Origin of the sequence: Streptomyces sp. NPDC085937, assembly GCF_044540535.1 — a bacterium.
Classification (GTDB): Bacteria; Actinomycetota; Actinomycetes; order Streptomycetales; family Streptomycetaceae; genus Streptomyces.
Genome location: NZ_JBITSH010000005.1, coordinates 94,005 through 118,039 on the forward strand (window position 1 = coordinate 94,005; position 24,035 = coordinate 118,039).

A 24,035-nucleotide genomic window follows, 5' to 3' on the forward strand; every position below is an offset into this window, starting at 1 on the left:
CGCTCGCGCCATGCCTAACCTGGACGCATGGACGTGAACGCGGCGGTCGCCGCAGCGGCAGCGATCGCCGGGCTGCTCACCGGTGTCATCGCCATGCTGGCGTTCCGCGTCAGCGAACGCGAACAGCGCCGCCCCACACGCACCTCCCTGCACACGGACGCGGTGCTTCCGCCCGGGGTCGACACCGTGCTGTCCGTACTGCGCTCGTCCGCCGTGGTCCTCGACGAGGCCGACGGCGTGGTGAAGGCCAGCTCCGCCGCGTACGCCCTCGGACTGGTCCGGGGCGGCAAGCTCGCCGTGGAGCCGATGCTGAAGATGGCCCGGGACACCCGGCGGGACGGCGAGATACGGCAGGTCGAGCTGGACCTGCCGCGCCGGGGCACCGGACGCGGCGAGGCCCTCGCGGTGTCCGCGCGGGTGGCGCCGCTCGGCTCCCGGCTGGTGCTGCTGCTGGTGGAGGACCTCACCGAGGCCCGCCGTATCGAGGCGGTCCGGCGGGACTTCGTCGCCAACGTCAGCCATGAGCTCAAGACCCCGGTCGGCGCGCTGTCGCTGCTGTCCGAGGCCGTGATGGACGCCTCCGACGACCCGGAGGCCGTGCAGCGGTTCGCCGGGCGCATGCAGATCGAGGCGACCCGGCTGACCAACCTGGTGCAGGAGCTCATCGACCTCTCCCGGGTGCAGAACGACGACCCGCTGGAGGACGCCGAACCGGTCCGGGTCGACGTACTGGTCGCCGAGGCCATCGACCGCTGCCGGCACGCGGCGGGCACCAAGGAGATCACCATGGCCGCCGCCGGCGCCGCCGACCTGCGGGTCTGGGGCAACCGGGGGCAGCTCGCCGCCGCGCTCGGCAACCTCGTCGAGAACGCGGTCAACTACTCACCCGCCCGCACCCGCGTGGGCATCGCGGTCCGTTCGGTCGCGCAGCCCGGCGGGGACCTGATCGAGATAGCCGTGACCGACCAGGGCATAGGCATCTCCGACAAGGACAAGGAGCGCGTCTTCGAGCGCTTCTACCGCGTCGACCCCGCCCGCTCCCGTGCCACCGGCGGCACGGGGCTGGGCCTCGCGATCGTGAAGCACGTGGCCGCCTCGCACGGCGGGGAAGTCACGGTGTGGAGCGCCGAGGGCCAGGGCTCCACCTTCACCCTGCGGCTGCCCGAGGCGCGTGCGCCCCGCGGCCGGCGGCCGTCCGAGCAGGACGACACCGAGGCCCTCGACGGCGAGGCCGCGAGGACGTCCCACCCCTCCCCCCACGCGTCCGATCCATCCGCGTACGAAACGCTTCCCTCCCCGGAGGTCCTTCCGTGACCCGAGTGCTCGTCGTCGAGGACGAGGAGTCCTTCTCCGACGCCCTGTCGTACATGCTCCGCAAGGAGGGTTTCGAGGTCGCCGTGGCGACCACCGGGCCCGACGGACTCGACGAGTTCGACCGAAACGGCGCCGACCTGGTCCTCCTCGACCTGATGCTGCCCGGCCTGCCGGGCACCGAGGTGTGCCGCCAGCTGCGCGGCCGCTCCAACGTTCCCGTGATCATGGTGACCGCCAAGGACAGCGAGATCGACAAGGTGGTCGGCCTGGAGATAGGCGCCGACGACTACGTCACCAAGCCGTTCTCCTCGCGCGAGCTGGTCGCCCGCATCCGCGCGGTGCTGCGCCGCCGCGGCGAGCCGGAGGAGACCGCCCCGGCGGCCCTGGAGGCCGGCCCCGTGCGGATGGACGTCGACCGGCACGTGGTGACCGTCGGCGGCACCAAGGTCGACCTGCCGCTGAAGGAGTTCGACCTGCTGGAGATGCTGCTGCGCAACGCCGGGCGGGTGCTGACCCGGATGCAGCTCATCGACCGGGTGTGGGGCGCGGACTACGTGGGTGACACCAAGACCCTCGACGTCCACGTCAAGCGCCTGCGCGCCAAGATAGAGCCGGACCCGGGGGCGCCCCGCTACCTGGTGACCGTGCGGGGGCTGGGCTACAAGTTCGAGCCGTAGGCCGCCATGGCGTCCGTGTGACACGCCGAAGGGCGGGACCCGGCCGGGTCCCGCCCTTCGGCGTGTCGTGCGCGTGTACGGCCGCTCAGTGGCCGGAGGTCTCCTGGCTCGCGGAGGCGGCGTCGGAGGGGGTGCCGGCCGGGGCACCGGACTCCGTGGACCCGTCGCCGGAGGTCTCGCCGCCATCGGTGTCGCCCTCGGCCTCGCCGGTGGCGCCGTCGGCCGGCTCACCGGAGTTCTCCGCCGACGGGGAGGCGCCCGCGGCGGGGGCCTGGCTCGGACCCCAGCTCTCGAAGAAGTGCTCGGCCGGGAAGACGAGCGCCTGCAGGCTGACCTCGCCGGTCTCGCTGAAGGTGAAGGTGATCTTCTGCGCGTTGCCGTCGCGGACGGCCTCGCGGCTGCTGGGCAGGACCGCGGAGGCGTTGCCCTCGCCGCCGAGGATCAGCCGGCCGCCGGCGGGGACGACGAGGTCGCCGCCCTCGGCGGGGGTCAGCTCGGCGGTCTTGCCGGTGCCGGGGACGGTGACCGACTCGAGGGTCTGGTCCTTGTCGCCCGAGTTGAAGAGCGTGGCGGAGACGACGGCGGGGCCGGTCGACTCCAGGTCGGGCTGGGTGATGACGGTGGCGTTCTGCACCTGGATGTCGCCGACCGTCGTCGCCGCGTTGTCCGGCTGGATCTGCAGTGTCTGGGCGTTGTTGCCGGCCGCGCACGCGGAGAGCGCGGTGATCGAGAACGCGATGGCGGCGGCGGCGAGGGCGCCGCGTCGAAGGCTGCTGCTCACGGCGGCGGCAACTCCTTGACTCGAGCGTGCGGTGGCGACCGGGTGAAGCCGCCCTAAGTGTCTGTCAGCGGCCTCAGATTACCGAGCCGCCCGCAGGCGGCTGCACCCGACCCTCCCCACGCCTACCCGGGTCGGGGCCGCCCGGCCTGCCCGCGCGCACGATGTCACCCGATCACCCGGGTGATGCTCGTCGATCACGCGTCGCCCCTCCGGCCGCCCCGCGGGTCTCGGTCGCCCCGCGGGTCGGGCCTTCGCCGGGGTGCCCGCCTCTCCGGTCACGCAAGCCTCGGCCGACCCCGGGTAAACACGGGCCACTTCCGTCCGGACCGGCGCTTGATTCACGCGACCGCGCATTTCGGTGAAGGAATGGGGAGGACCCCGGTAATTGATCACCGGCCGTTGATCCTCACACCGTGTGATCAATTCCGGAATCGGCCGGAAGCGGCTCGGCTCACCGAACGGAGTAGCGGAAGTCGCGCATCTGGAACCGGACATATGGGGAAGTTCGACCGCTCGTGTGGGGCTCCGGATGGGTGTAACGTGCGCGTTTCACTTGCCCCGGGAAGCCGCTCCGACCTGCGAATACCCGCTTCCGCTAGCCGGTCCCAGCACGTTCCTGTTGCTGTTGTCAAGCCCCGAGAATGGCCCTGACCTGCGAAAACGCCATTCAGAAGACGCCGTATCCGTGTTACCCTGGATAGCCACGGAAGGGGTACCTGTCACATGACGTTCAAGGTTGGCGACACCGTGGTCTATCCCCATCATGGGGCCGCGCTGATCGAGGCAATCGAAACTCGCCAGATCAAAGGCGTGGACAAGACCTACTTGGTGCTGAAGGTCGCCCAGGGTGACCTGACGGTACGTGTGCCAGCGGACAATGCGGAGTTCGTCGGCGTGCGTGATGTGGTCGGTCAGGACGGGCTGGACCGGGTCTTCGAGGTGCTGCGCGCGCCGTACGCCGAGGAGCCCACGAACTGGTCCCGTCGTTACAAGGCAAATCTCGAGAAGCTCGCCTCGGGCGATGTCATCAAGGTCGCGGAAGTCGTGCGTGACCTGTGGCGCCGTGAGCGGGAGCGCGGACTCTCCGCCGGTGAGAAGCGCATGCTCGCGAAGGCGCGTCAGATCCTGGTCAGCGAGCTGGCGCTCGCCGAGAACACCAACGAGGACAAGGCCGAGGCCCTCCTCGACGAGGTTCTCGCCTCCTGAGTCCTCCGAGTCGAGGCTCCGCCCGCCGCGTGCCGTCGCGCCGGCTGTCGGAGCAGCACTCAGAGCACTCAGCACATCGAAATGCCGCGGTGCCCGATGACGTCCCTGACGTTGCCGGGCGCTGCGGCATGTTCGTACCCGGACACCGTACATAGGCTGCACTTGCGCCGTGACGGGGAATGTGTCATCACTCACGTCCCCACCCCGGCGTGCCGGGCCCGGGCGGTCGGACTCGACCAGAGTCACGGAAGGGGCTGGTCAAGGCGTCACGCCCGGCACTTTCCCCGCTCCGGGAGCGGGGTACGCCCAGGCCATACCCACGTAGGCCGAGCCCACAAACCTGACAGGAACCATGTCTGACGATCCGCTCCAGCCGCCCTCGCCGCACCCCGCATCCGGCCGTCCGACCGCCCGGACGGCGGCCGTCATCCCGGCCGCGGGCCGGGGTGTGCGGCTCGGACCCGGTGCCCCCAAGGCGCTGCGCGCCCTCGGCGGCACGCCCATGCTCGTCCACGCGGTGCGCGCGATGGCCGACTCCCGCGCCGTCTCCCTGGTCGTCGTGGTGGCGCCGCCCGACGGCGCCGCCGAGGTCAGGTCGCTGCTGGACGCGCACCCGCTGCCCGAGCGCACCGATGTCGTCGTCGTCCCCGGCGGCGGGAGCCGCCAGGAGTCGGTGAAGCTCGGCCTGGACGCACTGCCCGAGGGCTACGACATCGTCCTGGTGCACGACGCGGCGCGCCCGCTGGTCCCGGTGGACACCGTCGACGCGGTCGTCGAGGCCGTACGGGACGGCGCGCCCGCCGTGGTGCCGGCGCTGCCGCTCGCCGACACCGTCAAGCAGGTCGAACCGGCCGCCGCCCCCGGCGACCCGGAACCCGTGGTCGCCACCCCCGACCGGTCCCTGCTGCGGGCGGTGCAGACCCCGCAGGGCTTCGACCGGGCCACCCTGGTCCGCGCCCACGAGACCGTGACGGACGACGTCACCGACGACGCGAGCATGGTCGAGCAGCTCGGCCTCACCGTCGTCACCGTCCCCGGGCACGAGGAGGCCTTCAAGGTCACCCGCCCCCTCGACCTGGTCCTCGCCGAGGCGGTCCTGGCCCGCAGGAGGCTCAACGATGGCTTCTGAGCCGTACCCGCTGCCGCAGGTCGGCATCGGCACCGACATCCACGCCTTCGAGGACGGCCGTGAGCTGTGGTGCGCCGGACTGAAGTGGGAGGGGGAGGGGCCCGGGCTCGCCGGGCACTCCGACGCGGACGTCGTCGCGCACGCCGCCTGCAACGCCCTGTTCTCCGCCGCCGGCCTCGGCGACCTGGGACAGCACTTCGGCACGAGCCGCCCCGAGTGGTCCGGCGCCTCGGGCGTCACCCTCCTCGCCGAGGCCGCGCGCATCGTCCGCGAGGCCGGCTTCCGCATCGGCAACATCGCCGTCCAGGTCGTCGGCCCCCGCCCGAAGATCGGCAAGCGCCGGGAGGAGGCCCAGAAGATCCTCTCGGAGGCGGCGGGCGCCCCGGTCTCGGTCTCGGGCGCCACCACGGACGGCCTGGGCTTCCCCGGCCGCGACGAGGGCCTGATGGCGGTGGCAACAGCGCTGGTGGTCAGAACAGGGTGAGCGTCCACGCCCCAAAGGGGCGCGGGGAACTGCGCGACAAGCCCCCACCGGGCCGCAGGTGACATTCGACCGTAAAGAATGCGGCGCGCACCGCGCACACCCCCGCGCCTACTACCCTGGTGTCGTGACTATTCGCCTGTACGACACCAGCGCCCGGCAGATTCGTGACTTCACCCCGCTCCGGCCGGGTTGCGTCTCGATCTACCTGTGTGGTGCCACCGTGCAGGCGGCACCCCACATCGGGCACATCCGCTCGGGGCTGAACTTCGACATCATGCGCCGCTGGTTCGCCTACCGCGGCCTGGACGTGACGTTCGTCAGGAACGTCACCGACATCGACGACAAGATCATCACCAAGTCCGCCGAGCAGGGCCGCCCCTGGTGGTCCATCGGCTACGAGAACGAGCGCGCCTTCAGCGACGGCTACCGCGCCCTCGGTTGCCTGCCGCCGACCTACGAGCCGCGCGCCACCGGCCACATCACCGAGATGGTCGAGATGATGCGCGGCCTGATCGAGCGCGGGCACGCCTACGAGGCCGACGGCAACGTGTACTTCGCCGTCACCTCGTTCCCGGACTACCTGAAGCTGTCCAACCAGGAGCTCGACAACCTGCTCCAGCCCTCGGCCGACGGCGAGACCGGCAAGCGGGACCCGCGCGACTTCGCCATGTGGAAGGCGGCCAAGCCCGGCGAGCCGAGCTGGGAGACGCCGTGGGGCCGCGGGCGCCCGGGCTGGCACCTGGAGTGCTCGGCCATGGCGCACAAGTACCTGGGCACCGCCTTCGACATCCACGGCGGCGGCCTCGACCTGATCTTCCCGCACCACGAGAACGAGATCGCCCAGGCCCAGGCCTACGGCGACGAGTTCGCCCGGTACTGGGTGCACAACGCCTGGGTCACCATGAGCGGCGAGAAGATGTCGAAGTCGCTCGGCAACTCGGTGCTGGTCAGCGAGATGGTCAAGCGCTGGCGGCCCATCGTGCTGCGCTACTACCTGGGCACCCCGCACTACCGCTCGATGATCGAGTACAGCGAGGAGGCCCTGCGCGAGGCCGAGTCCGCGTTCGCGCGGATCGAGGGCTTCGTGCAGCGGGTGGTGGAGAAGGCCGGCGGCGTCGTCGAACCGGCCGCCGAGGTGCCGCCCGCGTTCGCCGAGGCGATGGACGACGACCTGGGCGTCCCGCAGGCGCTGGCCGTCGTGCACACCGCCGTCCGGCAGGGCAACAGCGCGCTGGCCGCCGACGACAAGGAGGAGGCGGTCGCCCGGCTCGCCGAGGTCCGCGCCATGCTCGGCGTGCTCGGCCTCGACCCGCTGGACCCGCACTGGGCCGGTGACGGCGACCGCGGGGACGACCTGCACGGCGTCGTCGACACCCTGGTCCGCATGGTCCTCGACCAGCGCGAGGCCGCCCGGGCCCGCAAGGACTGGCCCACCGCGGACGCCATCCGCGACCAGCTCAACCAGTCCGGGCTCGTCATCGAGGACGGCCCGCAGGGTCCGCGCTGGACCCTTGGCCCCCGCTGACGGCCCCACCGGGGACCCGGCGCCCGCAAGATCGAGTGTGCCGTCCGGGCCTTCGGACGGCACACTGCACAGGCACACCCACAGACACACACGCAGGCGCGCCCACAGACGGGACGCACCGCACACGACTTCACGGAGACGGATACCTCATGGCCGCGAACAACCGCCGCATGTCCGGCAAGAAGGGCGCGCAGGTCGGCAGTGGCGGCCAGCGACGCCGGGGCCTGGAAGGCAAGGGCCCGACCCCGCCCGCCGAGATGCGCAAGGGGCACGCCAAGCAGCGTGCCGCCCAGGCGAAGGCCCGGCGGACCACGGGCCGCACCCAGCAGCGGCGCGGCGGCGGCCGCTCCACGTCCGAGCTGGTCGTCGGCCGCAACCCGGTCGTGGAGGCGCTGCGCGAGGGCGTGCCCGCCTCCACGCTGTACGTCCAGCAGTTCATCGACAACGACGAGCGGGTGCGCGAGGCGCTGCAGCTCGCGGCCGAGCGCGGCGGCATCAACCTCATGGAGGCGCCGCGCCCCGAGCTGGACCGCATGACCAACGGCCTGAACCATCAGGGCCTGGTGCTCCAGGTCCCGCCGTACGAGTACGCGCACCCCGAGGACCTCGTCGCGAACGCCCACGACGACGGCGAGGACCCGCTGATCGTCGCCCTCGACGGGGTCACCGACCCGCGCAACCTCGGCGCGGTCGTCCGCTCCGTCTCCGCCTTCGGCGGGCACGGCGTGCTCGTGCCGGAGCGGCGGGCGGCCGGCATGACCGCCGGTGCCTGGAAGACGTCGGCGGGGGCGGCCGCGCGCACGCCCGTCGCCCGCGCCACCAACCTCACCCGGGCACTGGAGGCGTACAAGAAGGCCGGGATCACCGTCGTCGGTCTGGCCGCCGACGGGGAGGCCGAGCTGAGCGCCCTGGAGGTGCTGGACGGGCCCGTCGTCGTCGTGGTCGGCAGCGAGGGCAAGGGACTGTCCCGGCTGGTCGGCGAGACCTGTGACGTGCGGGTGCGGATCCCGATGCCGGGTGGTGCGGAGTCCCTCAACGCCGGTGTCGCTGCGGGCATCGTGCTGTACGAGGCGGCGCGCCGCCGGAGCTGAACACCTGTGCGGCTTCGTCACCCACATGGAGGATTGCGGGCGGTCCGGACCGGCTTGACGCGGTCCGGACACATCTGGCCGGTCAAGGCAGTGTCCTAACGCCTTGTCACTCGGTTAGATGAGTGTGGACACCAGAACACCCCGCACACCCACGGGGGACCGCTCGTCGGGAATCGACGACGCTCCCGCGCTGAGCATGGTGAAGGTGCCGAGCGATCCGGCGCAGGTCATCGTCAATCACGCCAGCTTCCGCGTGCAGCTGGGCGTCTCGGCGCGGCACGCCCAATCGCCGCGGATCGCACGGCACCTGAGTGCCGCCGAGGACACCGCCCGAATCCCCGTCGTCACCACCGTGGGCGCGGGACCGGCCGCGCCGCGCCGCCGTCCCGTCGTGTGGAGCGGCAGGTCCGCCCCCGACGACACCGGCGCCCACCGGCTGCTCCAGGCCGTACGGCACGGAGGCGTCCGCCACGCCGACGAGCCGCTCACCGACTCCGGCGGCACCCGGGTCATCCCCCAGCCGGGCGTCGGACACGACGGGTACGGCCCGTACGGCGACGACACCCAGCCGCTGGAGAGCCCGTTCGTCGGCGCCCAGCGCCGCCACCCGGACGGGCCGCTGCTGCCGCCGATGCGCACGGTCGGCAGCGCCTACGACGAGGACGACGGCGCGGCCTTCGACGAGCCCGGGGCCGAGGAGCGGCACGAGGGCACCGGCCGGCGCGCGCGGCGCCACGGCGACGACCCGGCGCGGCACGCGTACTACCCCGGGCGCCGGATGAACCTGGGCGTCGTCCTGCTCCCGCTGCGCGTCTTCCTCGGCGGCATCTCCGTCTACGCCGGGATGAGCAAGCTCTGCGACCCGCTCTACTTCGAGGGCGGCCCGCGCGGGTCCATGGTGAAGTGGCTGCACAGCCTGCACCCGTGGGACGTCGCCGAGCCGCTGCGCCAGTTCGCGCTCGCGCATCCCGTCGGCACCGGGCTGGCCATCGCCTTCGCGCAGGTCGTCGTCGGTGTCCTCACCGTCCTGGGCTGCTGGCAGCGCCTGGCCGCCGGTGCGGGGGCCCTGCTGTCGGCCGCGCTGCTGGTCACCGTCAGCTGGAAGAGCGTCCCCGCCTACGAGACGCCCGACATCATCTTCCTCGCCGCCTGGTCACCGCTGATCATCGCGGGCGCCCCCGTCTACTCCGTCGACGGCAGCCTCGCGGGCCGGGCCTGGCGGCGGCTCGGGCCCCGCGCGGACATCTGGGACCTGCGGCGCTACGTGCTGCGGCGCGGGGCGCTCGTCACGTTCGTGGTCTGCGGCTTCAGCATGCTGGTCGGCGCGCTGCTCGGCGGTGCCGTCCGGGACGCCGACCGGGTCGTCGTGCCGGGGCCCGGCGAGGCGCCGCGCAACGAACTGCCCGGCTCGCCGCTGCCGCAGGAGTCCGGTGAGCGGCAGAAGGACGAGAAGCGGACGCCGTCCGCGTCGACCTCGCCCACGCAGGGCGCCACGTCCGGATCGGCGAGCCCGTCGGCCGGGACCAGCAGCACGCCCGGCGCCACCCAGGGCGCGGACGCCACGACGGGGGCGCCCGCCCAGACCCAGGGCAGCAGCGGGCAGGCCCCGCCGCAGCAGTCCTCCCCGGAGGGCGACGCACCGTCCACCACCACCGGCCCGACCTCGGGCGGCGGCGACGGCTCCGGCGGGAGCGGTGGCGACGGCTCGGGCGGGGACGGCGACGGCTCCTCCGGCAGGCCGGGGCTGGTCGGCGGCCTGCTGGGGTAGGCGGCCGCCCGGCAGCAGGACGAAGGGGCCCGTACGTCGTGACGTACGGGCCCCTTGGCATGTCAGGGGGTCGGCTCACCGGGTCGCCGGCTTGTGGGCGCACCGGATCACCGGCCCACGGTTCACGGGCTTCGGTGGCTCAACGACCGTGTGAGGCGAGCTCCTTGGCGGCCTCGGTGAGGTCCTTGGCGGTGTCGATGGCGCGCCAGTAGGAGCCCTGCGGGATGGTGAAGCCGGCGAGCCTGCGCTCGCGCGCGAGGTGCGGGAACGTGGTGCGCTCGTGGTCCCCGCGCTCGGGGAGCAGGCCGGCGAACCCGGGGGAGAAGACGTACACGCCCGCGTTGATCTCGAACGTCGACGGCGGGGCCTCGATGAAGTCCGTGATCAGGCCGAAGCCGTCGGTGCGTACGGCGCCCCAGGGCAGGCGCGGGCGGGCCAGGGCGACGGTGGCGACGGCGTCCCGCTCGGTGTGGAAGTCGGCCATGTCGCGCAGCGAGAAACGCGTCCAGATGTCGCCGTTGGTGGCGAACCAGGGGCGGTCCGGGTGCGGGAGGCGTGCGGCGGCGTACTTCAGGCCGCCGCCGCGGCCGAGGGGTTCCGTCTCGACGACGGTGGTGACGGAGACGGGCAGGTCGGTGCTCTCCAGCCACTTCTCCAGCACCTCGGCGAGGTGGCCGCAGGAGACGACGACGTCGGTGACGCCCTCCTCGGCGAGCCAGGTGAGCTGGTGGCCGATGATCGGGGTTCCCGTGCCGGGGATCTCGACCATCGGCTTGGGCCGGTCGTCGGTGTACGGACGGAGCCGGGAGCCCTGGCCGCCTGCCAGGACTACGGCTTGCGTGGGGCGGGACACGGCACGGGGATCGGTCATGCCCGCACTTTACGCGGCCGGGGGCCGCGGACCATGGGCGGTCCCGGAGCCCGCCGACGGCGGTGTCGCGGGCTCCCGCCCCCGGGCGCCGCGGGGCGGGCACCCCGCCGCCCGTACGGGCCCCGACTGGGGTGGGTCGCCTGCGGTGGGGTGGGGCGGGGCGGGAGCGGGTGCCGGGGCTGCCGTGCCGTGTGCCCGGGTGGGTGTCCCCCGCCGTGGGGCTGGTCGCGGCCGGGTGGGTGTGGGCGTGAGGCAGGCGGTGGGCGGGGGCGTCCGGCGCCGGCGGGTGGGGCGCTTGGTGTTCGTGGAGTGGGAGCGGGTCAGTCGTTGGCCGCCACCACTCCCGCGGCGAAGGACGTGTCGCAGACCGGGCGGGAGTAGGACTGCGCCTTGGTGGGGCCGTAGACGCGGACCGCGGCCTTGCCCAGCGAACGCGCGATGGAGGCGCAGTGCTTGGCCAGGGACGGGCGGTCGTTCACCGCCTGCTGGAGCTGGGTCAGGGCGGCGCCCGGGTTCTCCTTCTGCAGCTCCATCAGAAGCTGGTCCCGCAGCACGTCCTGGGGCGCGCGGGCGGCCGCCCGCGACGAGGCGCCGGCGGCGGACGAGTCCGCGGCGGTGAGCACCGGACTGGTCGCGGGATTCCCCGACCAGTTGACCCGCGCGACCGCGAGGGTCCCGGACAGCACCAGGACGACGGGCAGGACGAGGGCGAGGGAGCGGCCGATCCGGCGGGCGGGGCCCCGGCCGCGTCGCGTCTGAGGGTTCATGGAGTGCGTCACGCGTGTGAGGGTAGCGTCCGGTAGCCGAGGTGAAACATTCCGTCACCGTTACGGGGGACAGGGAACGCGAAGTTCCGCACAACGTGTTGACGAACAAGGTCGAATTGCCGGAATTGCCGGGGTATTTGTCGACAACGCGAGGGGCTCCACAGCACGCTGCGGGGCCCCTCGGCGTCAACCTGCTCGGTGACCTGCTCAGTCGGACAGGCGCGCACCCGTCGAGGTGGAGAACACGTGGGTCTCGCCGGACCGCGGCACGACGTGCAGCGTGCTGCCCTTCTCCGGCACCTCACGGCCGCCGACGCGGACCACGAGGTCCTTCGACTCGCCACCGATCTGCGCGGTGCCGTAGACGAAGGCGTCGGAGCCCAGCTCCTCCACGACGTTCACGGTGACCGCGACGCCCTGGTCGGAGTCGGCGCCGGCGACGTCGAAGTGCTCGGGGCGGACGCCCACGGTGACGGTCTTGTCGCTGGTCGCGGAGAGCGCGTCACGCTGCACCGGCACCACCGAGTTGCCGAACTTCACACCGCCGTCGGCGACCGGGACCTCGACCAGGTTCATGGCCGGGGAGCCGATGAAGCCGGCGACGAAGAGGTTCGCGGGCTTGTCGTACATGTTGCGCGGGGTGTCGACCTGCTGGAGCAGACCGTCCTTCAGCACCGCGACGCGGTCGCCCATGGTGAGGGCCTCGACCTGGTCGTGGGTGACGTAGACGGTGGTGATGCCCAGGCGGCGCTGGAGCGACGCGATCTGCGTACGGGTGGACACACGGAGCTTGGCGTCCAGGTTCGACAGCGGCTCGTCCATGAGGAACACCTGCGGCTCACGCACGATGGCGCGGCCCATCGCCACACGCTGGCGCTGACCACCGGAGAGCGCCTTGGGCTTGCGGTCCAGGTACTCGGTCAGGTCGAGGATCTTCGCGGCCTCCTCGACCTTCTGCCGGATCTCCGCCTTGTTGACGCCGGCGATCTTGAGCGCGAAGCCCATGTTGTCGGCGACCGTCATGTGCGGGTAGAGCGCGTAGTTCTGGAACACCATGGCGATGTCCCGGTCCTTCGGCGGCAGGTGCGTGACGTCGCGGTCGCCGATGCGGATGGCGCCGCCGTTGACGTCCTCGAGCCCCGCGAGCATGCGGAGCGAGGTGGACTTGCCGCAACCGGACGGGCCGACCAGGACGAGGAACTCGCCGTCCGCGATCTCGATGTCCAGGGCGTCGACGGCGGGCTTGGTGGAACCCGGGTAGATCCGGGTCGCCTTGTCGAACGTGACAGTGGCCATGTGAATGGTCCCCTTCTACCGGCAGGAACGTGCCGGACGATCCGAGTAGGAAGGTGATGCCACGACGGGTGTTCCGTTGTGGTGTGGTCCACACGAGTGAACTGGCTCAGGACGGTACCTGGTGTTCACCTGCTTGTCAGCAGATTCCGGGCTGTGAATTTCGCGGAAACTTTCGATCCTGTTCGTATCGGTCGGCTCCGTATCGGTCGGCTTCGTACCGGCCGGCCAGGACCGCCACCGCCGCGGCGACCGCCCGACGCAGTCCCGGCGGGCCCAGCACCTCCGCCTCCACGCCGAGCCGCAGCAGATCACCTGTGGCCACCGCCTCCGACTCGACCGGCAGCTCCACCTCGACCCAGCCGTCCGCGTCCGGCGGCCCCGCTTCCGCGAGCGCCCGCGTCCCCGCCGCCCCGAACTGCATCGGCAGCAGCTTCCGCCCGCGCGGGGAGAGCCGCAGCCGCGCCGTGTCCTGCCGCAGCGCCGCCTCCAGCCTCCCGGACGTCTCCGCCCAGTACCCGGCCAGGTCGAACCCGGCGGGCCGGGTGAACTCCTCGCCGGTCTCCGCCACCTCCCGGAACCGCGACACCCGGTAACTGCGCAGCGCGTCGTCCGCGACCGCGATCAGGTACCAGATGCCGCCCTTCAGCACGAGCCCCAGCGGGCGCACCTCGCGCCGCACCTCCCCGCGCCAGCGTTCGTAGCGGGTCCGCAGCACCCGCCGCTCCCACACCGCCCGCGCGACCACCTCCAGGTACGGCACCGGGTCGGCGTCCCGGAACCAGGCCGGCGCGTCCAGGTGGAACCGCTCGCGCACCCGCCGGGCCTGCTCCGCCAACTCGCCCGGCAGCGCCGCCTCCACCTTCAGCTGGGCGCTCGCCAGGACCGCCCCGAGTCCCAGCTCCCCGGCCGGTCCGGGCAGTCCCGCGAGCACCAGGGAACCGGCCTCCGCGTCGGTCAGCCCGGTGAGCCGCGTCCGGTAGCCCTCCACCAGACGGAAGCCGCCCCGCGGACCGCGTTCGGTACGCACCGGCACCCCGGAGGCACCGAGCGCCTCGACGTCCCGGTAGACGGTGCGCACCGACACCTCCAGTTCGGCGGCGAGTTCGGGCGCTGTCATCCGCCCGCGGTTCTGCAGCAGCAGGAGCAGGGTGAGGAGGCGGTCGGCGCGCATGCGGCCCATTGTCCGGCCTTACCTGACAGAAGGTGTCAGGTACGGCCGGAAAGGTGGGAGCGCAACGTCGACCGAACGCGGAAGGGAACACCCATGCCCGTCACCGAGACCACCGGCCACTTCACCTTCGCCGACTGGAAGGAGAGCCCGGTCTCCCCGGAGGACGCCTTCCCCCGGCTCGCCCACGCCACGGTGACCAATGCCTTCACCGGCGGCATCGAGGCCGAGGCCACCGTCTGCGACTACGCGATCGCCTACGGGTCCGGTACCACCGGCACCTTCGCCGGGATGGAACTCGTCACCGGCCGCCTCGACGGGCGGGCCGGCACCTTCGTGCTGGAGGAGCGGGGCCGCTTCGACAGCGACGGCACCGTGCACTGCACCCTCGAAGTGGTCGAGGGCTCCGGCACCGGGGAGCTGACGGGGCTGCGCGGCACGGGCGGCTTCAGCTACCGGCACGGCGAGGCGAAGGTGCCGTACACCTTCGCCTACGAGGTGACGCGCGCCTGAATCAAGTGCGTGGCTCGGCGAAACCGGCACTGTGTACAGTGGACCGCGCTTCGCGCGCGCCGCGCGTCGCCTCCTTAGCTCAGATGGTCAGAGCAGCTGTCTTGTAAACAGCAGGTCGTCGGTTCGAATCCGACAGGGGGCTCCAGCAACGCCCCGGGCCGGTCTGTCCCCGGCCCGGGTTTTTCATGCCCGCCGTCACGCCGTCACGCCGTCACGCCGTCACGCCGTCACGCCGTCACGCCGTACGGCCGCGCAGGCGGCGGGCGATCTCCAGGTCCGCTTCGCCGAGGGGGCGGCCTTCCTCGGTCTCCCAGAGGCAGTTCTGCAGCACCCGCCCGTACGTCCACGCCCTTGCCCGCGCGCGGTCCAGGCCCAGCACCTCGGTCATCGCGTCGAAGCGCCACAGGACGTCGCCGGGGTCGAAGTTGTTGGCCAGGGCGGGCCACAGGTCGAAGCCGGGGTCGCCGGCCAGCGGCTTGGGGTCGATGGCGAGCCAGGGCGCCCGGTCGGCGGCGAGGACGTTCTCGTCGTGCAGGTCCCAGTGGAGCAGGCGGTCGCCCGGTTCGTCCGCGACCTCGCGCACGGCGGCGGCGCAGTCGGCGACGAGGCGGCGGGCCTCGGGATCCGGGACGCGCTCCAGCACGGCGGGCGTGCGCCGCAGCATGGACGCGGCGATGTCGCCGAGGCGGCGCATGCCCGCGGGGGCCGGGGTGGTGTGCAGGTGGGCCAGGAGGCGTGCGATCACCAGGACGCCCTCGTGGACGTCCGGCCGGTGGGCGAGCATGTGGGAGGAGTCCAGGCGTTCCAGCAGCATGGTGCCGGTCGGCTCGTCGTGGTCGAGCAGACGGACCGCCCCGTCGCCGTTCCACAGGCGCAGGGCGACCGGCTCGCCCTCGCTCTCGTGGTCGCGGATCTGGAGCTTCAGCACCGCCGGTGTGCCGTCGGCGCGGTCGACGGGGAGGACGAGGGCGCTCACGCCGTGCATGGGAGCCCCGGCCAGGCGCAGTTCCCAGCGGTCCAGGAAGCCGGCGGCGAGGTCCGGCAGGGCGGCGATGAAGGCCCGGCCGGCCTCCTTGTTGAACTTGGCCTGCGACTCGGCGAGTTCCGCGGGAATGTCGATCACACCTGGCACGGTAGTGCCGTACGGGGGCCCGGCGCGCCCGGTTTCCCGGGCGCCCCATGACCGCTACGGCTCCAGGACGACCTTGCCGGCCGTGCCCCGGTTCTCCAGGGCGCGGTGGGCGTCGGCGGCGCGGGAAAGCGGGAAGCGGTGCACGGCGGGGGTGAGCCGGCCCTCGGCCGCCTCGGCGAGGGCGCGGGACTCCAGCGTGCGCATCGGGTCGGGGCCGCCGGCCCGGCGCATCATCTCGGGGCCGAGGACGTTCACCGAGACGCCCTCCACGAGGTACGGGCTGTCGCTGCGGATGCCCTGCGACGACCAGCCGAAGACGAGGTGCCGCCCTCCCGGTGCCAGCATGCCGACCAGGGTGCGGGCGACGTCCCCGCCCACGCCGTCGTACACGACGGTGAGTGCGCCCCGGTACTCCTCCAGCCGCTCGGGCCAGTCCGGTGCGGTGTAGTCGACGGCGGGGGAGGCGCCGGCCTTCTCGGCCAGGGCCGTCTTCTCCGGCCCCCCGGCGAGACCGATCACGGTGGCGCCCGCGTTCCGGGCGTACTGCACGAGGAGGGTGCCGAGACCCCCCGCGGCGGCCGGTACGGCGACCACGTCGCCGGGGCCCGGCTCGGCGAACCGCACGATCCCCATCGCCGTGCGGCCCGTGCCGATCATGGCGACGGCCTCGGCGAAGTCCAGGCGTTCCGGGACCTCGTGCAGCCGCCCGGCGTCGGCGACCGTCAGCTCGGCGTAGCCTCCGGGGGCGAAACCGAGGTGGGTGACGACCCGCTTGCCGAGCCAGTCGGCGGGGGCGTCCGGGCCGAGCGCCTCGACCACTCCGGCGATCTCACGGCCGGGGATCGTCGGCAGCGCGGCCGGCGCGGGGCCGGGGCCCCGCCCGCCCTCACGCAGGGCCGTGTCGAGGAGGTGCACCCCGGCCGCCCGGACGGCGACGCGGACCTGGCCCGGGCCCGGCACCGGGTCCTCGACCCGCTCGTACGTGAGGTTCTCGGCGGGGCCGAAGGCGTGCAGTCGTACGGCGTGCATGGTGATCCCCCAGGGGCGGTCGCGGGGCGCCCGGTGCGCCGCCGTGGCCTCCACGGTGTGACCTCAAGCGCGCTTGAGGTCAAGCGTCGTCCGGCCGAGGGCGAGGGAGACGGCCGTCAGGGCGCTCGAGAAGGACACCTCGGAGAGCACGCCGGGCGCGGCGACCCGGTCACCGGCGAGGAAGACACCGTCGCCGCGGTCGACGGCGGGCCGGTCGCGCCAGGTGGTGCCCGGCGGGTCGACGGCTCCGGTACGGCCGTCCGCCAGCGCCTCGCGCCGCCAGGTGACCCGCTCCCGCCAGCCCGGGAACGCCAGGTCCAGCAGCTCCTCCGCGCGGGCGGTGCCGTCGGCCTTCGGCGCGCCCGGGGCGACCGGGACCTGACCCTGGATCAGCTGTTCGCCGGCGGGGGCGAGGGTGCGGTCCTGCGCGGTGAACCGCTCCAGCCAGCCGGGCGCGTCGAGGTCGGACACGGCGAACGCGTCGCCGCGCCGGGTGCGCAGCGCCAGGTCGACGAGGACGGTACGGCCGCTCGGCCAGGTCAGCGAGGGGTCGCCGAGGAGGCGGCGGGCGGCCTCCAGGGAGGTGGCGACGACCACCGGGGCGCCGGTGGGCAGGGTGTCGACGCGGGACAGCGTCTCGATCCGCACCCCCAGGTTCCACGCGCGGGCGGCCATCCGGTCGATCAGTGCGCCCCAGCCGCCGCGCGGGTAGTGCGCCTCCGGCGGCAGCTTGGCGGCCCGGCGCAGCCGCTCGTGCACGAACGCGGCGGACAGGGAGCCCGGGTCGTGGTGGAACAGCGCGACCGCCGAGTAGTGCGCGGCGGCCCGCGCGCCCTCCTCACCGGCGATCCCGGTGGCCCAGGTGAGGAAGCCGGTGTCGACGGGCGCCCGCAGGCCCGGCCGCAGCAGCCTCAGCATCGCGAGCGGCGGGGTGCGGCGCAGGGCGCCCCGGTGGCGCAGCCGCAGCCGGGCCGCCTCCCGGGGCGGCAGCGGGGCGAGCGGGCCGAGGAGACCGCGCCGGCGCAGCCAGGTCCAGTGCGGTCCGCCGTTGTAGAGGGCGTGCGGGCCCTCGTTGGTGCGGTAGGGGCCGTCGGCGGTGCGGGCGCGGCCGCCCAGGGTGTCGTGGGCCTCGTACAGGGTGACCTTGGAGCCCGCCTCGGCGGCGGAGACGGCCGCGGTGAGACCGGCGAAGCCGCCGCCGATGACGGTGATGCGCTGCATGGCTGGGTTCTCCCTCGGTCGGGCTCGGTCAGGTGCCGGGGCGGGCCTGCTCCGGCATGCGTATCCAGGACGCCGGACGGCCGCCGGATGTGACACGCGGGCCGTTCTCGCAGGTCGGGCCGGTTGTCAGTGGTGGGGTGCAGCATGGGCCGCATGGTGCGTGGAGCGGCGGGCGGCGGGAAGGTGCGGGCGGCGCGGCGGCCGGAGCTGAGGCTGCCCGCGCTGGAGCGGTACGACGGGGGCGGCCTTGAGCCGGACGGCGACTACGACGGGCTGGAGTTCGACGGCGAGGACTTCGCCGGGCAGGACGGGGGAGGGGCCCGCTTCATGGACTGCGCGCTGCGGGGGTGCGCGCTGGACGAGGCGCGGCTGTCCCGGGCGCGGGTGCTGGACTCGGTGCTCGGCGGGGTCCGGGGGGTGGGGACCGACCTTTCCGGGGCGACCCTGCGGGACGTCGAGCTGACCGACGCGCGGCTCGGCGGCAGCCAGCTGCACGGGGCGTCGCTGGAGCGGGTCGTGGTCCGGGGCGGGAAGATCGACTTCCTGAATCTGCGGGCTGCCGCGCTGAAGGACGTGGTCTTCGAGGGCTGCGTGCTGGTGGAGCCGGACTTCGGCGGGGCCCGGCTGGAGCGCGTGGAGTTCGTCGACTGCACGCTGAAGGGCGTGGATCTGTCGGGCGCCACACTCAAGGACGTGGACCTCCGCGGGGCGGCCTCGCTGGAGATCGCCCGCGGGGTGGACCGTCTGTCCGGGGCGGTGATCAGCACGTCTCAGCTGCTGGACCTGGCGCCGGTGCTGGCGGGGGAGCTGGGGATCACCGTGGACGGGTGAGGGAGGCAACCGGGGGCCCCGAGGGCACCGGTGGCCGGGGTCGTGCCGGGGCGGTCAGCTCACGCGGGGGAAGCGGGACTGGAGGGTCCAGATCGCCGGGTTCTCGCCGAGGTCGTCGTGCAGGTCGGTCAGGTCGGCCAGCAGGTCGTGCAGGAAGTCGCGGGCCTCGCGGCGCAGTTCGGCGTGGGAGAAGGTCAGCGGGGGCTCGGACGCCGGCAGCCATTCCGCCTCGATGTCCACCCAGCCGAAGCGGCGCTCGAACAGCAGCCGGTCGGTGGACTCGGTGAAGTCCAGTTCGGCGTGCTGCGGCCGTGAGGCGCGCGAGCCCGCCGGGTCCCGGTCGACGTGCTCCACGATGTCGCACAGCGCCCACGCGAAGTCGAGCACCGGCACCCATCCCCAGGCTGTGGAGATCTCGCGGTCCGACTCGGTGTCGGCGAGGTAGACGTCGCCGCAGAACAGGTCGTGCCGCAGGGCGTGGACGTCCACGCGGCGGTAGTCGGTCTGCGGCGGGTCGGGGAAGCGGTTGGAGAGGGCGTAACCGATGTCGAGCACGTGGGTGATGGTGTCACGGTCCGGCGCCCCGCCCGCCATAGGATCCCGACGTGCGCACCGCCCACCCCCGCCGCAGCGTCGCCGCCGCCCTGCTCGCGGTGGCCCTGACCGCGTGCGGGAGCGGCTCCGAGCCCGAGGGGGCCGGTGGCTCCGGTGCCGGCGACCCGTACTTCCCCGAGGCGGGCAACGGCGGCTACGACGTCACCCACTACGACCTCGACGTCGCCTACGCCCCCGGCGGCCGCCGCCTCACCGGAACCGCCGCGATCGACGCCCGGGCCACCGAGGACCTCACCGCGCTGAACCTCGACCTCCAGGGCCTCGACGTCGACACCGTCACCGTCGACGGCACCGCCGCCCGCTGGAGCCGCGAGGGCCAGGAACTGACCGTCCGGCCGCGTGACGCACTCGACCGGGACGCCCGCTTCCGGGTCGTCGTCCACTACTCCGGCACGCCCGAGACCGTCACCGACCCCGACGGCTCCGAGGAGGGCTGGCTGCCCACCGCCGACGGGGCGCTGGCGCTGGGCCAGCCGGTGGGCTCGATGGCCTGGTTCCCGGGCAACCACCACCCCTCCGACAAGGCCACCTACGCCCTCGCCGTCACCGTCCCCGAGGGACTGCGGGCGGTGTCCAACGGGGAGCCGGCCGGTGAGGAGACGAAGGACGGCCGCACGACGTTCCGCTGGCGCACCGCCGAACCGATGGCGAGCTACCTGGCGATGGTGGCGATCGGCCGGTACGACGTCCACCGCGGCGAGACGCCCGGCGGGCTGCCGGTGTTCACGGCCGTCGACCCCCGTCAGGCGGAGGCGGGCCGCGCGGCCGTGGACCTGCTCCCGGAGGTCGTGGAGTGGGGGCAGCGGCGGTTCGGGCCGTACCCGTTCTCCTCCACGGGTGCCGTCGTCGAACGCCCCGGGGACGCCGGGTACGCGCTGGAGACGCAGAACCGTCCCGTCTTCCCCGGCGCCCCCGACACGGCCCTGCTGGTCCACGAGATCGCCCACCAGTGGTACGGCGACTCCGTCACCCCGGCGACCTGGCGGGACATGTGGCTCAACGAGGGCTTCGCGACGTACGCGCAGTGGCTGTGGGAGGAGGACCACGGCGGCGACAGCGCGCAGCGCACCTTCGACCGCCTGTACGCCGGCTCGTACTTCCCGGACGCGGGGACCAACGCGGCGCTGTGGTCCTTCCCGCCCGCCGACCCGCCGGACGCGGCACACGTCTCCGCCACCCCCGTCTACTGGCGGGGCGCGATGGTCCTGCACATGGTCCGCAGGACCGCCGGTGACGACGCCTTCGGCCGGCTGCTGCGCGGCTGGGCGGCGGAGCACCGGCACGGCAACGCGGACACCGGCGACTTCACGCGGTACGTCGAGGAGTCGGTGCCGGACAAGGACTTCTCCCGGGTCTGGGAGGAGTGGCTGTACGGGAGCGGGCGGCCGGCGGACGCGTCCTAGGCCGGGCCCGGGGCGGAGGCGGGGTCCGGTGCCGTGGCGGGGGCGGTGAGCGGTTTGCGCAGGACCGTGCACGGGCGGCCGAGGCGGTGGTCCCGGCGGTGGTCGACCGCCGTGTAGCCGAGGGCGGTCCAGAAGGCGAGGCCCGTGGTGTTGTCGTCCAGCACGGCGAGGCGTACGGCGGTACGGCCGGCCGCGCGCAGGCGGTCCTCGACGAGCTCCGCGAGGCGGCGGCCGTGGCCCCGGCCGTGCAGGCTCGCATCCACCATCAGCAGACCGATCCACGGATCGGGGTCGGCGGGGTCGGGGTGGACCGCGAGGGTGACGGCGATCCCGACGAGGAGTCCCTCGCCGCGGGCCAACAGGACTTCCGTGTGCGGGTCGGCCAGTTCCCGGGCGAGCTCGGCCGCCACCTGCTCGGGCCGGATGTCGTACGGGTCGGGGAAGTCGCCGCTGAGGGCGTGGAACGCGTGGTTGGAGGCGTACAGGGCGGTGATCTCCGTCAGCACGGGGCCGGGGAGGTCACCGTCCGGGGACGGGCGCAGGGGGTCGAGGAACACGGGGGCAACGTAGCGCGTGGCGGGGCGGGCACGGCGGAGCCCCCGCCCGGCGAACGCGGGCGGGGGCTCCGTCGGGCCGGTCGCGGGGCGACCGTCAGACGTTCACGCCGAAGTCCTGGGCGATGCCCACGAGGCCCGAGGCGTAGCCCTGGCCGACGGCACGGAACTTCCACTCCGCGCCGTTGCGGTAGAGCTCGCCGAAGACCATGGCGGTCTCGGTGGCGGCGTCCTCCGACAGGTCGTAGCGCGCGATCTCGGCGCCGCCGGCCTGGTTGACGATACGGATGTACGCGTTGCGCACCTGGCCGAAGTTCTGGCTGCGGTTCTCGGCGTCGTAGATCGAGACCGGGAAGACGATCTTGTCGACGTCGGCCGGGAGGGCCGCCAGGTTGACGTTGATCGCCTCGTCGTCGCCCTCGCCCTCACCGGTGCGGTTGTCACCGGTGTGGACGATGGTGTTGTCCGGCGTCTGCTTGTTGTTGAAGAAGACGAAGTGGGCGTCGGAGTAGACCTTGCCCTGCGTGTTGACCGCGATCGCCGACGCGTCGAGGTCGAAGTCCGTTCCCGTGGTGGTGCGGACGTCCCAGCCGAGGCCCACGGTGACGGCGGTCAGGCCCGGAGCCTCCTTGGTGAGCGAGACGTTGCCACCCTTGGACAGGCTTACAGCCATTGTTGGGAGTCCCTTCCCTCGTGTACGTACGGCTATGAAGCTACAGCTACCACCTTGAACGCCGGAGGGGGTGCGCGAGGTTCCGGGTCTCTTTACTTTCTTTACCCGACTGCGGATATTCGGGTGACGTGGCCGGTGCGGGCGCGGGAACCTGTATGTCATGTCCGGTCCCTATGTCGTACGCGGCTCCGTCTCCCTGCCCGAGGCCGAGCTCATGTGGCGTTTCTCCAGGTCGTCAGGGCCGGGCGGGCAGCACGTCAACACCAGCGACACGCAGGTCGAACTGCGGTTCGACCTCGCCCGGACCGAGGCGCTGCCCGAGGTGTGGAAGCAGCGGGCGCTGGAACGGCTGGCGGGGCGGCTGCACGACGGGGTGGTCACCGTACGGGCGTCGGAGCACCGGTCGCAGTGGCGGAACCGGGAGGCGGCGGCGGTGCGGCTGGCCGCGTTGCTGGCGGAGGCCACGGCGCCGCCGCCCCGGCCGCGGAGGGCCACGCGGGTGCCGCGGGGGATCAACGAGCGGCGGCTCAGGGAGAAGAAGCGGCGGTCGGAGACCAAGCGGGGGCGCTCCGCGCGGGACTGGTGAAAGGGGGGGCGGGCCATACCGTTGTTCTTCACCCGCGGGCCGGTGGGGGCTTGGCGCGCAGTTCCCCGCGCCCCCTGGGGTGGTGTCCGCCCGTGGGTTTCTGCGGGTGGGCGGGGGTTGGGTGTTCTTACAGACGTAGGACTCCTACGTGCTCCTCGTTGACCGTCTCGGTCGTCTTCTCGAAGCCCAGGGTGAGGTAGAAGTTCTCCGGGCCGTGCTCGCCGGGGTGCCAGGTGACGTGAAGGGTCTTCGTGCCGCGGCGGCGTAGTTCCTCGGCCACCGCGTCCACCGCGAAGCGGCCGTAGCCCTTGCCCTGTTCGTCCGCCGCGATGTTCAGGCGCCACAGGCCGGAGCGGATGTCGGTGCCGTCGTCGCGCCAGTCGATGTCGAGGAACGCCATCACGAAGCCCACCACGCGGCCGTCGTCGACGATCAGGCGGGGCCACGCCCGGTCGGGACGGACGTACGCCTCGGCGAGGGAGTGGGCCACCGGGTCGACGGCGAACTCCTGCTCCGGGCGGACCCGCAGGGCGAGGGCGGCCTCGAGGTTCGCCGGTGTGAGCTCTTCGAGGCGCGGGGCCCTGGTGGTCGTCATGCGGGGAGGGTAGGCGGGGACAACGGCGGCGGTAAAAGGGATTTCGGGAACGCTCAGCCCAACTGGCGGTAACGGCCCCGGAAGTAGGCGAGCGGGCCGCCCTCCGCGCTCGGCACGGCGGCCGTCATCACGCGGCCGATCACCAGCGTGTGGTCACCGGCCCGCACCCGCTGTTCGGTACGGCACTCCAGCGTCGCCAGCGCGCCGCCCACCAGGGGGGCCCCGGTGTACTCGCCGCGCCGGTAGGGGATGTCCGCGAACAGCAGACGGTCGCTGACCCGGCCCTTCATCGAGAAACGCCCCGCGATGTGGCGCTGGCTCTCGGACAGCACGGACACCGCCCACAGCGGCTGCTCCTCGAGCAGCTCGTCCATGCGGGAGCCCTCGCGCAGGCTGACCAGCACCAGCGGCGGGTCCAGGGAGACCGACAGGAAGGCGGTTGCGGTCATGCCGACGTCCTCGCCGGCCGGTGCCCCGGGGTCGTCCGGGTCCAGCGGCGGCTCCACGGCGGTCACCAGGACCACTCCGGCGGCCAGACGGGACATGGCGGCACGGAACTCGTCGTTGCTCACCCCTTCAGCATGCAGGGCGGTGGACGGAACGGTGATCGGGACGGAGGCGGCGGGAGTGTTCAGCACACCGGGAACGCTAATCTCCGCTTCACGGGCACCGCATCGGACCCTGGCCCGAACCGGGACCTAGGACCAGCGGCCGATCCGGGCACGAATCATGCACAATCACCACACAATCCGCGTCGCGGATATGGGTCGGGATACCGCGCGTAGACCACGCAATTGTTCACGTTT

At 73.0% G+C, this 24,035-nt stretch carries 25 protein-coding genes and 1 tRNA gene; 13 read left to right on the forward strand and 13 right to left on the reverse strand.

Features of this window, described 5'->3' with window-relative positions; translation table 11 throughout:
• Positions 1–27: 27 nt before the first annotated feature.
• Entirely contained in the window at positions 28–1,314 is a 1,287-nt protein-coding gene (locus ACIF8S_RS13110) for a sensor histidine kinase (protein WP_399999129.1), read from the forward strand.
• On the forward strand, positions 1,311–1,991 hold the full coding sequence (locus ACIF8S_RS13115; RefSeq protein ID WP_024884117.1) for a response regulator transcription factor: 681 nt from the start codon (positions 1,311–1,313) through the stop codon (positions 1,989–1,991). The genes ACIF8S_RS13110 and ACIF8S_RS13115 overlap by 4 nt, the downstream gene beginning before the upstream one ends.
• A gap of 85 nt (positions 1,992–2,076) precedes the next feature.
• On the opposite strand, the gene ACIF8S_RS13120 is transcribed toward ACIF8S_RS13115, so the two are convergent.
• Positions 2,077–2,772 carry a DUF461 domain-containing protein gene (locus tag ACIF8S_RS13120; RefSeq protein WP_399999130.1) on the reverse strand — a complete coding sequence of 232 codons (696 nt, stop codon included), beginning with the start codon at positions 2,770–2,772 and terminating at the stop codon, positions 2,077–2,079.
• Positions 2,773–3,495: 723 nt separating this feature from the next.
• On the opposite strand from ACIF8S_RS13120, the gene ACIF8S_RS13125 reads away from it, so the two are divergent.
• The 6 genes from ACIF8S_RS13125 to ACIF8S_RS13150 all read left to right on the forward strand — a co-directional run bounded on the left by ACIF8S_RS13125 (position 3,496) and on the right by ACIF8S_RS13150 (position 9,975).
• Positions 3,496–3,978 carry a CarD family transcriptional regulator gene (locus ACIF8S_RS13125; RefSeq protein WP_003953493.1) on the forward strand — a complete coding sequence of 161 codons (483 nt, stop codon included), beginning with the start codon at positions 3,496–3,498 and terminating at the stop codon, positions 3,976–3,978.
• Positions 3,979–4,330: 352 nt separating this feature from the next.
• Entirely contained in the window at positions 4,331–5,107 is a 777-nt protein-coding gene (gene ispD, locus ACIF8S_RS13130) for a 2-C-methyl-D-erythritol 4-phosphate cytidylyltransferase (protein ID WP_399999132.1), read from the forward strand.
• Entirely contained in the window at positions 5,097–5,591 is a 495-nt protein-coding gene (gene ispF, locus ACIF8S_RS13135; RefSeq protein ID WP_399999134.1) for a 2-C-methyl-D-erythritol 2,4-cyclodiphosphate synthase, read from the forward strand. The genes ispD and ispF overlap by 11 nt, the downstream gene beginning before the upstream one ends.
• Positions 5,592–5,715: 124 nt before the next feature.
• Positions 5,716–7,116, forward strand: a complete 1,401-nt coding sequence (gene cysS / locus ACIF8S_RS13140; protein ID WP_150156975.1) for a cysteine--tRNA ligase — start codon at positions 5,716–5,718, stop codon at positions 7,114–7,116.
• Between the two features lie 149 nt (positions 7,117–7,265).
• Complete coding sequence (gene rlmB, locus ACIF8S_RS13145) at positions 7,266–8,207, forward strand: 23S rRNA (guanosine(2251)-2'-O)-methyltransferase RlmB (protein ID WP_399999135.1); 942 nt, start codon at positions 7,266–7,268, stop codon at positions 8,205–8,207.
• 118 nt (positions 8,208–8,325) lie between these two features.
• Positions 8,326–9,975, forward strand: a complete 1,650-nt coding sequence (locus tag ACIF8S_RS13150; RefSeq protein ID WP_399999137.1) for a DoxX family membrane protein — start codon at positions 8,326–8,328, stop codon at positions 9,973–9,975.
• Between the two features lie 139 nt (positions 9,976–10,114).
• Here ACIF8S_RS13150 and ACIF8S_RS13155 read toward each other — a convergent pair whose 3' ends face one another.
• From ACIF8S_RS13155 to ACIF8S_RS13170, 4 genes are all read right to left on the reverse strand, one after another.
• Positions 10,115–10,846 (reverse strand): NDP-sugar synthase, encoded by a 732-nt coding sequence (locus ACIF8S_RS13155; RefSeq protein ID WP_399999138.1) that lies wholly within the window; start codon positions 10,844–10,846, stop codon positions 10,115–10,117.
• Between the two features lie 320 nt (positions 10,847–11,166).
• The gene (locus tag ACIF8S_RS13160; protein WP_399999139.1) at positions 11,167–11,625 is read right to left on the reverse strand and encodes a hypothetical protein; all 459 of its coding nucleotides are present in this window, start codon (positions 11,623–11,625) and stop codon (positions 11,167–11,169) included.
• A 195-nt stretch (positions 11,626–11,820) separates the two neighbouring features.
• Entirely contained in the window at positions 11,821–12,909 is a 1,089-nt protein-coding gene (locus ACIF8S_RS13165) for an ABC transporter ATP-binding protein (RefSeq protein ID WP_399999141.1), read from the reverse strand.
• 136 nt (positions 12,910–13,045) lie between these two features.
• Positions 13,046–14,080: a helix-turn-helix transcriptional regulator gene (locus ACIF8S_RS13170; RefSeq protein WP_399999142.1), complete on the reverse strand. Its 1,035-nt coding sequence runs from the start codon at positions 14,078–14,080 to the stop codon at positions 13,046–13,048.
• A gap of 93 nt (positions 14,081–14,173) precedes the next feature.
• On the opposite strand from ACIF8S_RS13170, the gene ACIF8S_RS13175 reads away from it, so the two are divergent.
• Together ACIF8S_RS13175 and ACIF8S_RS13180 are read left to right on the forward strand one after the other, a co-directional pair.
• Positions 14,174–14,590, forward strand: coding sequence for a DUF3224 domain-containing protein (locus tag ACIF8S_RS13175; RefSeq protein ID WP_399999143.1), 417 nt, complete (start codon positions 14,174–14,176; stop codon positions 14,588–14,590).
• Positions 14,591–14,658: 68 nt separating this feature from the next.
• A tRNA-Thr gene (locus ACIF8S_RS13180) sits at positions 14,659–14,735 on the forward strand.
• Between the two features lie 90 nt (positions 14,736–14,825).
• Here ACIF8S_RS13180 and ACIF8S_RS13185 read toward each other — a convergent pair.
• The 3 genes from ACIF8S_RS13185 to ACIF8S_RS13195 form a co-directional block, all read right to left on the reverse strand.
• Complete coding sequence (locus ACIF8S_RS13185) at positions 14,826–15,722, reverse strand: aminoglycoside phosphotransferase family protein (RefSeq protein ID WP_399999145.1); 897 nt, start codon at positions 15,720–15,722, stop codon at positions 14,826–14,828.
• Between the two features lie 54 nt (positions 15,723–15,776).
• Complete coding sequence (locus tag ACIF8S_RS13190; RefSeq protein WP_399999452.1) at positions 15,777–16,751, reverse strand: zinc-binding dehydrogenase; 975 nt, start codon at positions 16,749–16,751, stop codon at positions 15,777–15,779.
• Between the two features lie 63 nt (positions 16,752–16,814).
• Positions 16,815–17,972: an FAD-dependent oxidoreductase gene (locus ACIF8S_RS13195; RefSeq protein WP_399999146.1), complete on the reverse strand. Its 1,158-nt coding sequence runs from the start codon at positions 17,970–17,972 to the stop codon at positions 16,815–16,817.
• A 153-nt stretch (positions 17,973–18,125) separates the two neighbouring features.
• Here ACIF8S_RS13195 and ACIF8S_RS13200 point away from each other — a divergent pair, with 153 nt between their 5' ends.
• Positions 18,126–18,803 carry a pentapeptide repeat-containing protein gene (locus ACIF8S_RS13200; RefSeq protein WP_399999148.1) on the forward strand — a complete coding sequence of 226 codons (678 nt, stop codon included), beginning with the start codon at positions 18,126–18,128 and terminating at the stop codon, positions 18,801–18,803.
• A gap of 54 nt (positions 18,804–18,857) precedes the next feature.
• Here the strand turns inward: ACIF8S_RS13200 and ACIF8S_RS13205 are convergent, their stop codons facing one another.
• Complete coding sequence (locus ACIF8S_RS13205) at positions 18,858–19,358, reverse strand: hypothetical protein (RefSeq protein ID WP_399999149.1); 501 nt, start codon at positions 19,356–19,358, stop codon at positions 18,858–18,860.
• A 50-nt stretch (positions 19,359–19,408) separates the two neighbouring features.
• On the opposite strand from ACIF8S_RS13205, the gene ACIF8S_RS13210 reads away from it, so the two are divergent.
• Positions 19,409–20,821 (forward strand): M1 family metallopeptidase, encoded by a 1,413-nt coding sequence (locus tag ACIF8S_RS13210; RefSeq protein ID WP_399999151.1) that lies wholly within the window; start codon positions 19,409–19,411, stop codon positions 20,819–20,821.
• Here the strand turns inward: ACIF8S_RS13210 and ACIF8S_RS13215 are convergent.
• Both ACIF8S_RS13215 and ACIF8S_RS13220 read right to left on the reverse strand, forming a co-directional pair.
• Positions 20,818–21,378 (reverse strand): GNAT family N-acetyltransferase, encoded by a 561-nt coding sequence (locus ACIF8S_RS13215; protein ID WP_399999153.1) that lies wholly within the window; start codon positions 21,376–21,378, stop codon positions 20,818–20,820. The two genes, ACIF8S_RS13210 and ACIF8S_RS13215, sit on opposite strands and share 4 nt — an antisense overlap.
• Positions 21,379–21,472: 94 nt before the next feature.
• On the reverse strand, positions 21,473–22,048 hold the full coding sequence (locus ACIF8S_RS13220) for a TerD family protein (RefSeq protein WP_033276109.1): 576 nt from the start codon (positions 22,046–22,048) through the stop codon (positions 21,473–21,475).
• A 160-nt stretch (positions 22,049–22,208) separates the two neighbouring features.
• Between ACIF8S_RS13220 and arfB the strand changes: the two genes are divergently transcribed.
• Complete coding sequence (arfB, locus tag ACIF8S_RS13225; RefSeq protein WP_399220054.1) at positions 22,209–22,634, forward strand: alternative ribosome rescue aminoacyl-tRNA hydrolase ArfB; 426 nt, start codon at positions 22,209–22,211, stop codon at positions 22,632–22,634.
• A gap of 127 nt (positions 22,635–22,761) precedes the next feature.
• On the opposite strand, the gene ACIF8S_RS13230 is transcribed toward arfB, so the two are convergent.
• A complete protein-coding gene (locus ACIF8S_RS13230; protein ID WP_399999154.1) occupies positions 22,762–23,229 on the reverse strand; it encodes a GNAT family N-acetyltransferase in 468 nt (155 codons plus the stop codon).
• A gap of 53 nt (positions 23,230–23,282) precedes the next feature.
• Positions 23,283–23,867, reverse strand: coding sequence for a flavin reductase family protein (locus tag ACIF8S_RS13235; protein WP_399999156.1), 585 nt, complete (start codon positions 23,865–23,867; stop codon positions 23,283–23,285).
• Positions 23,868–24,035: the final 168 nt, after the last annotated feature.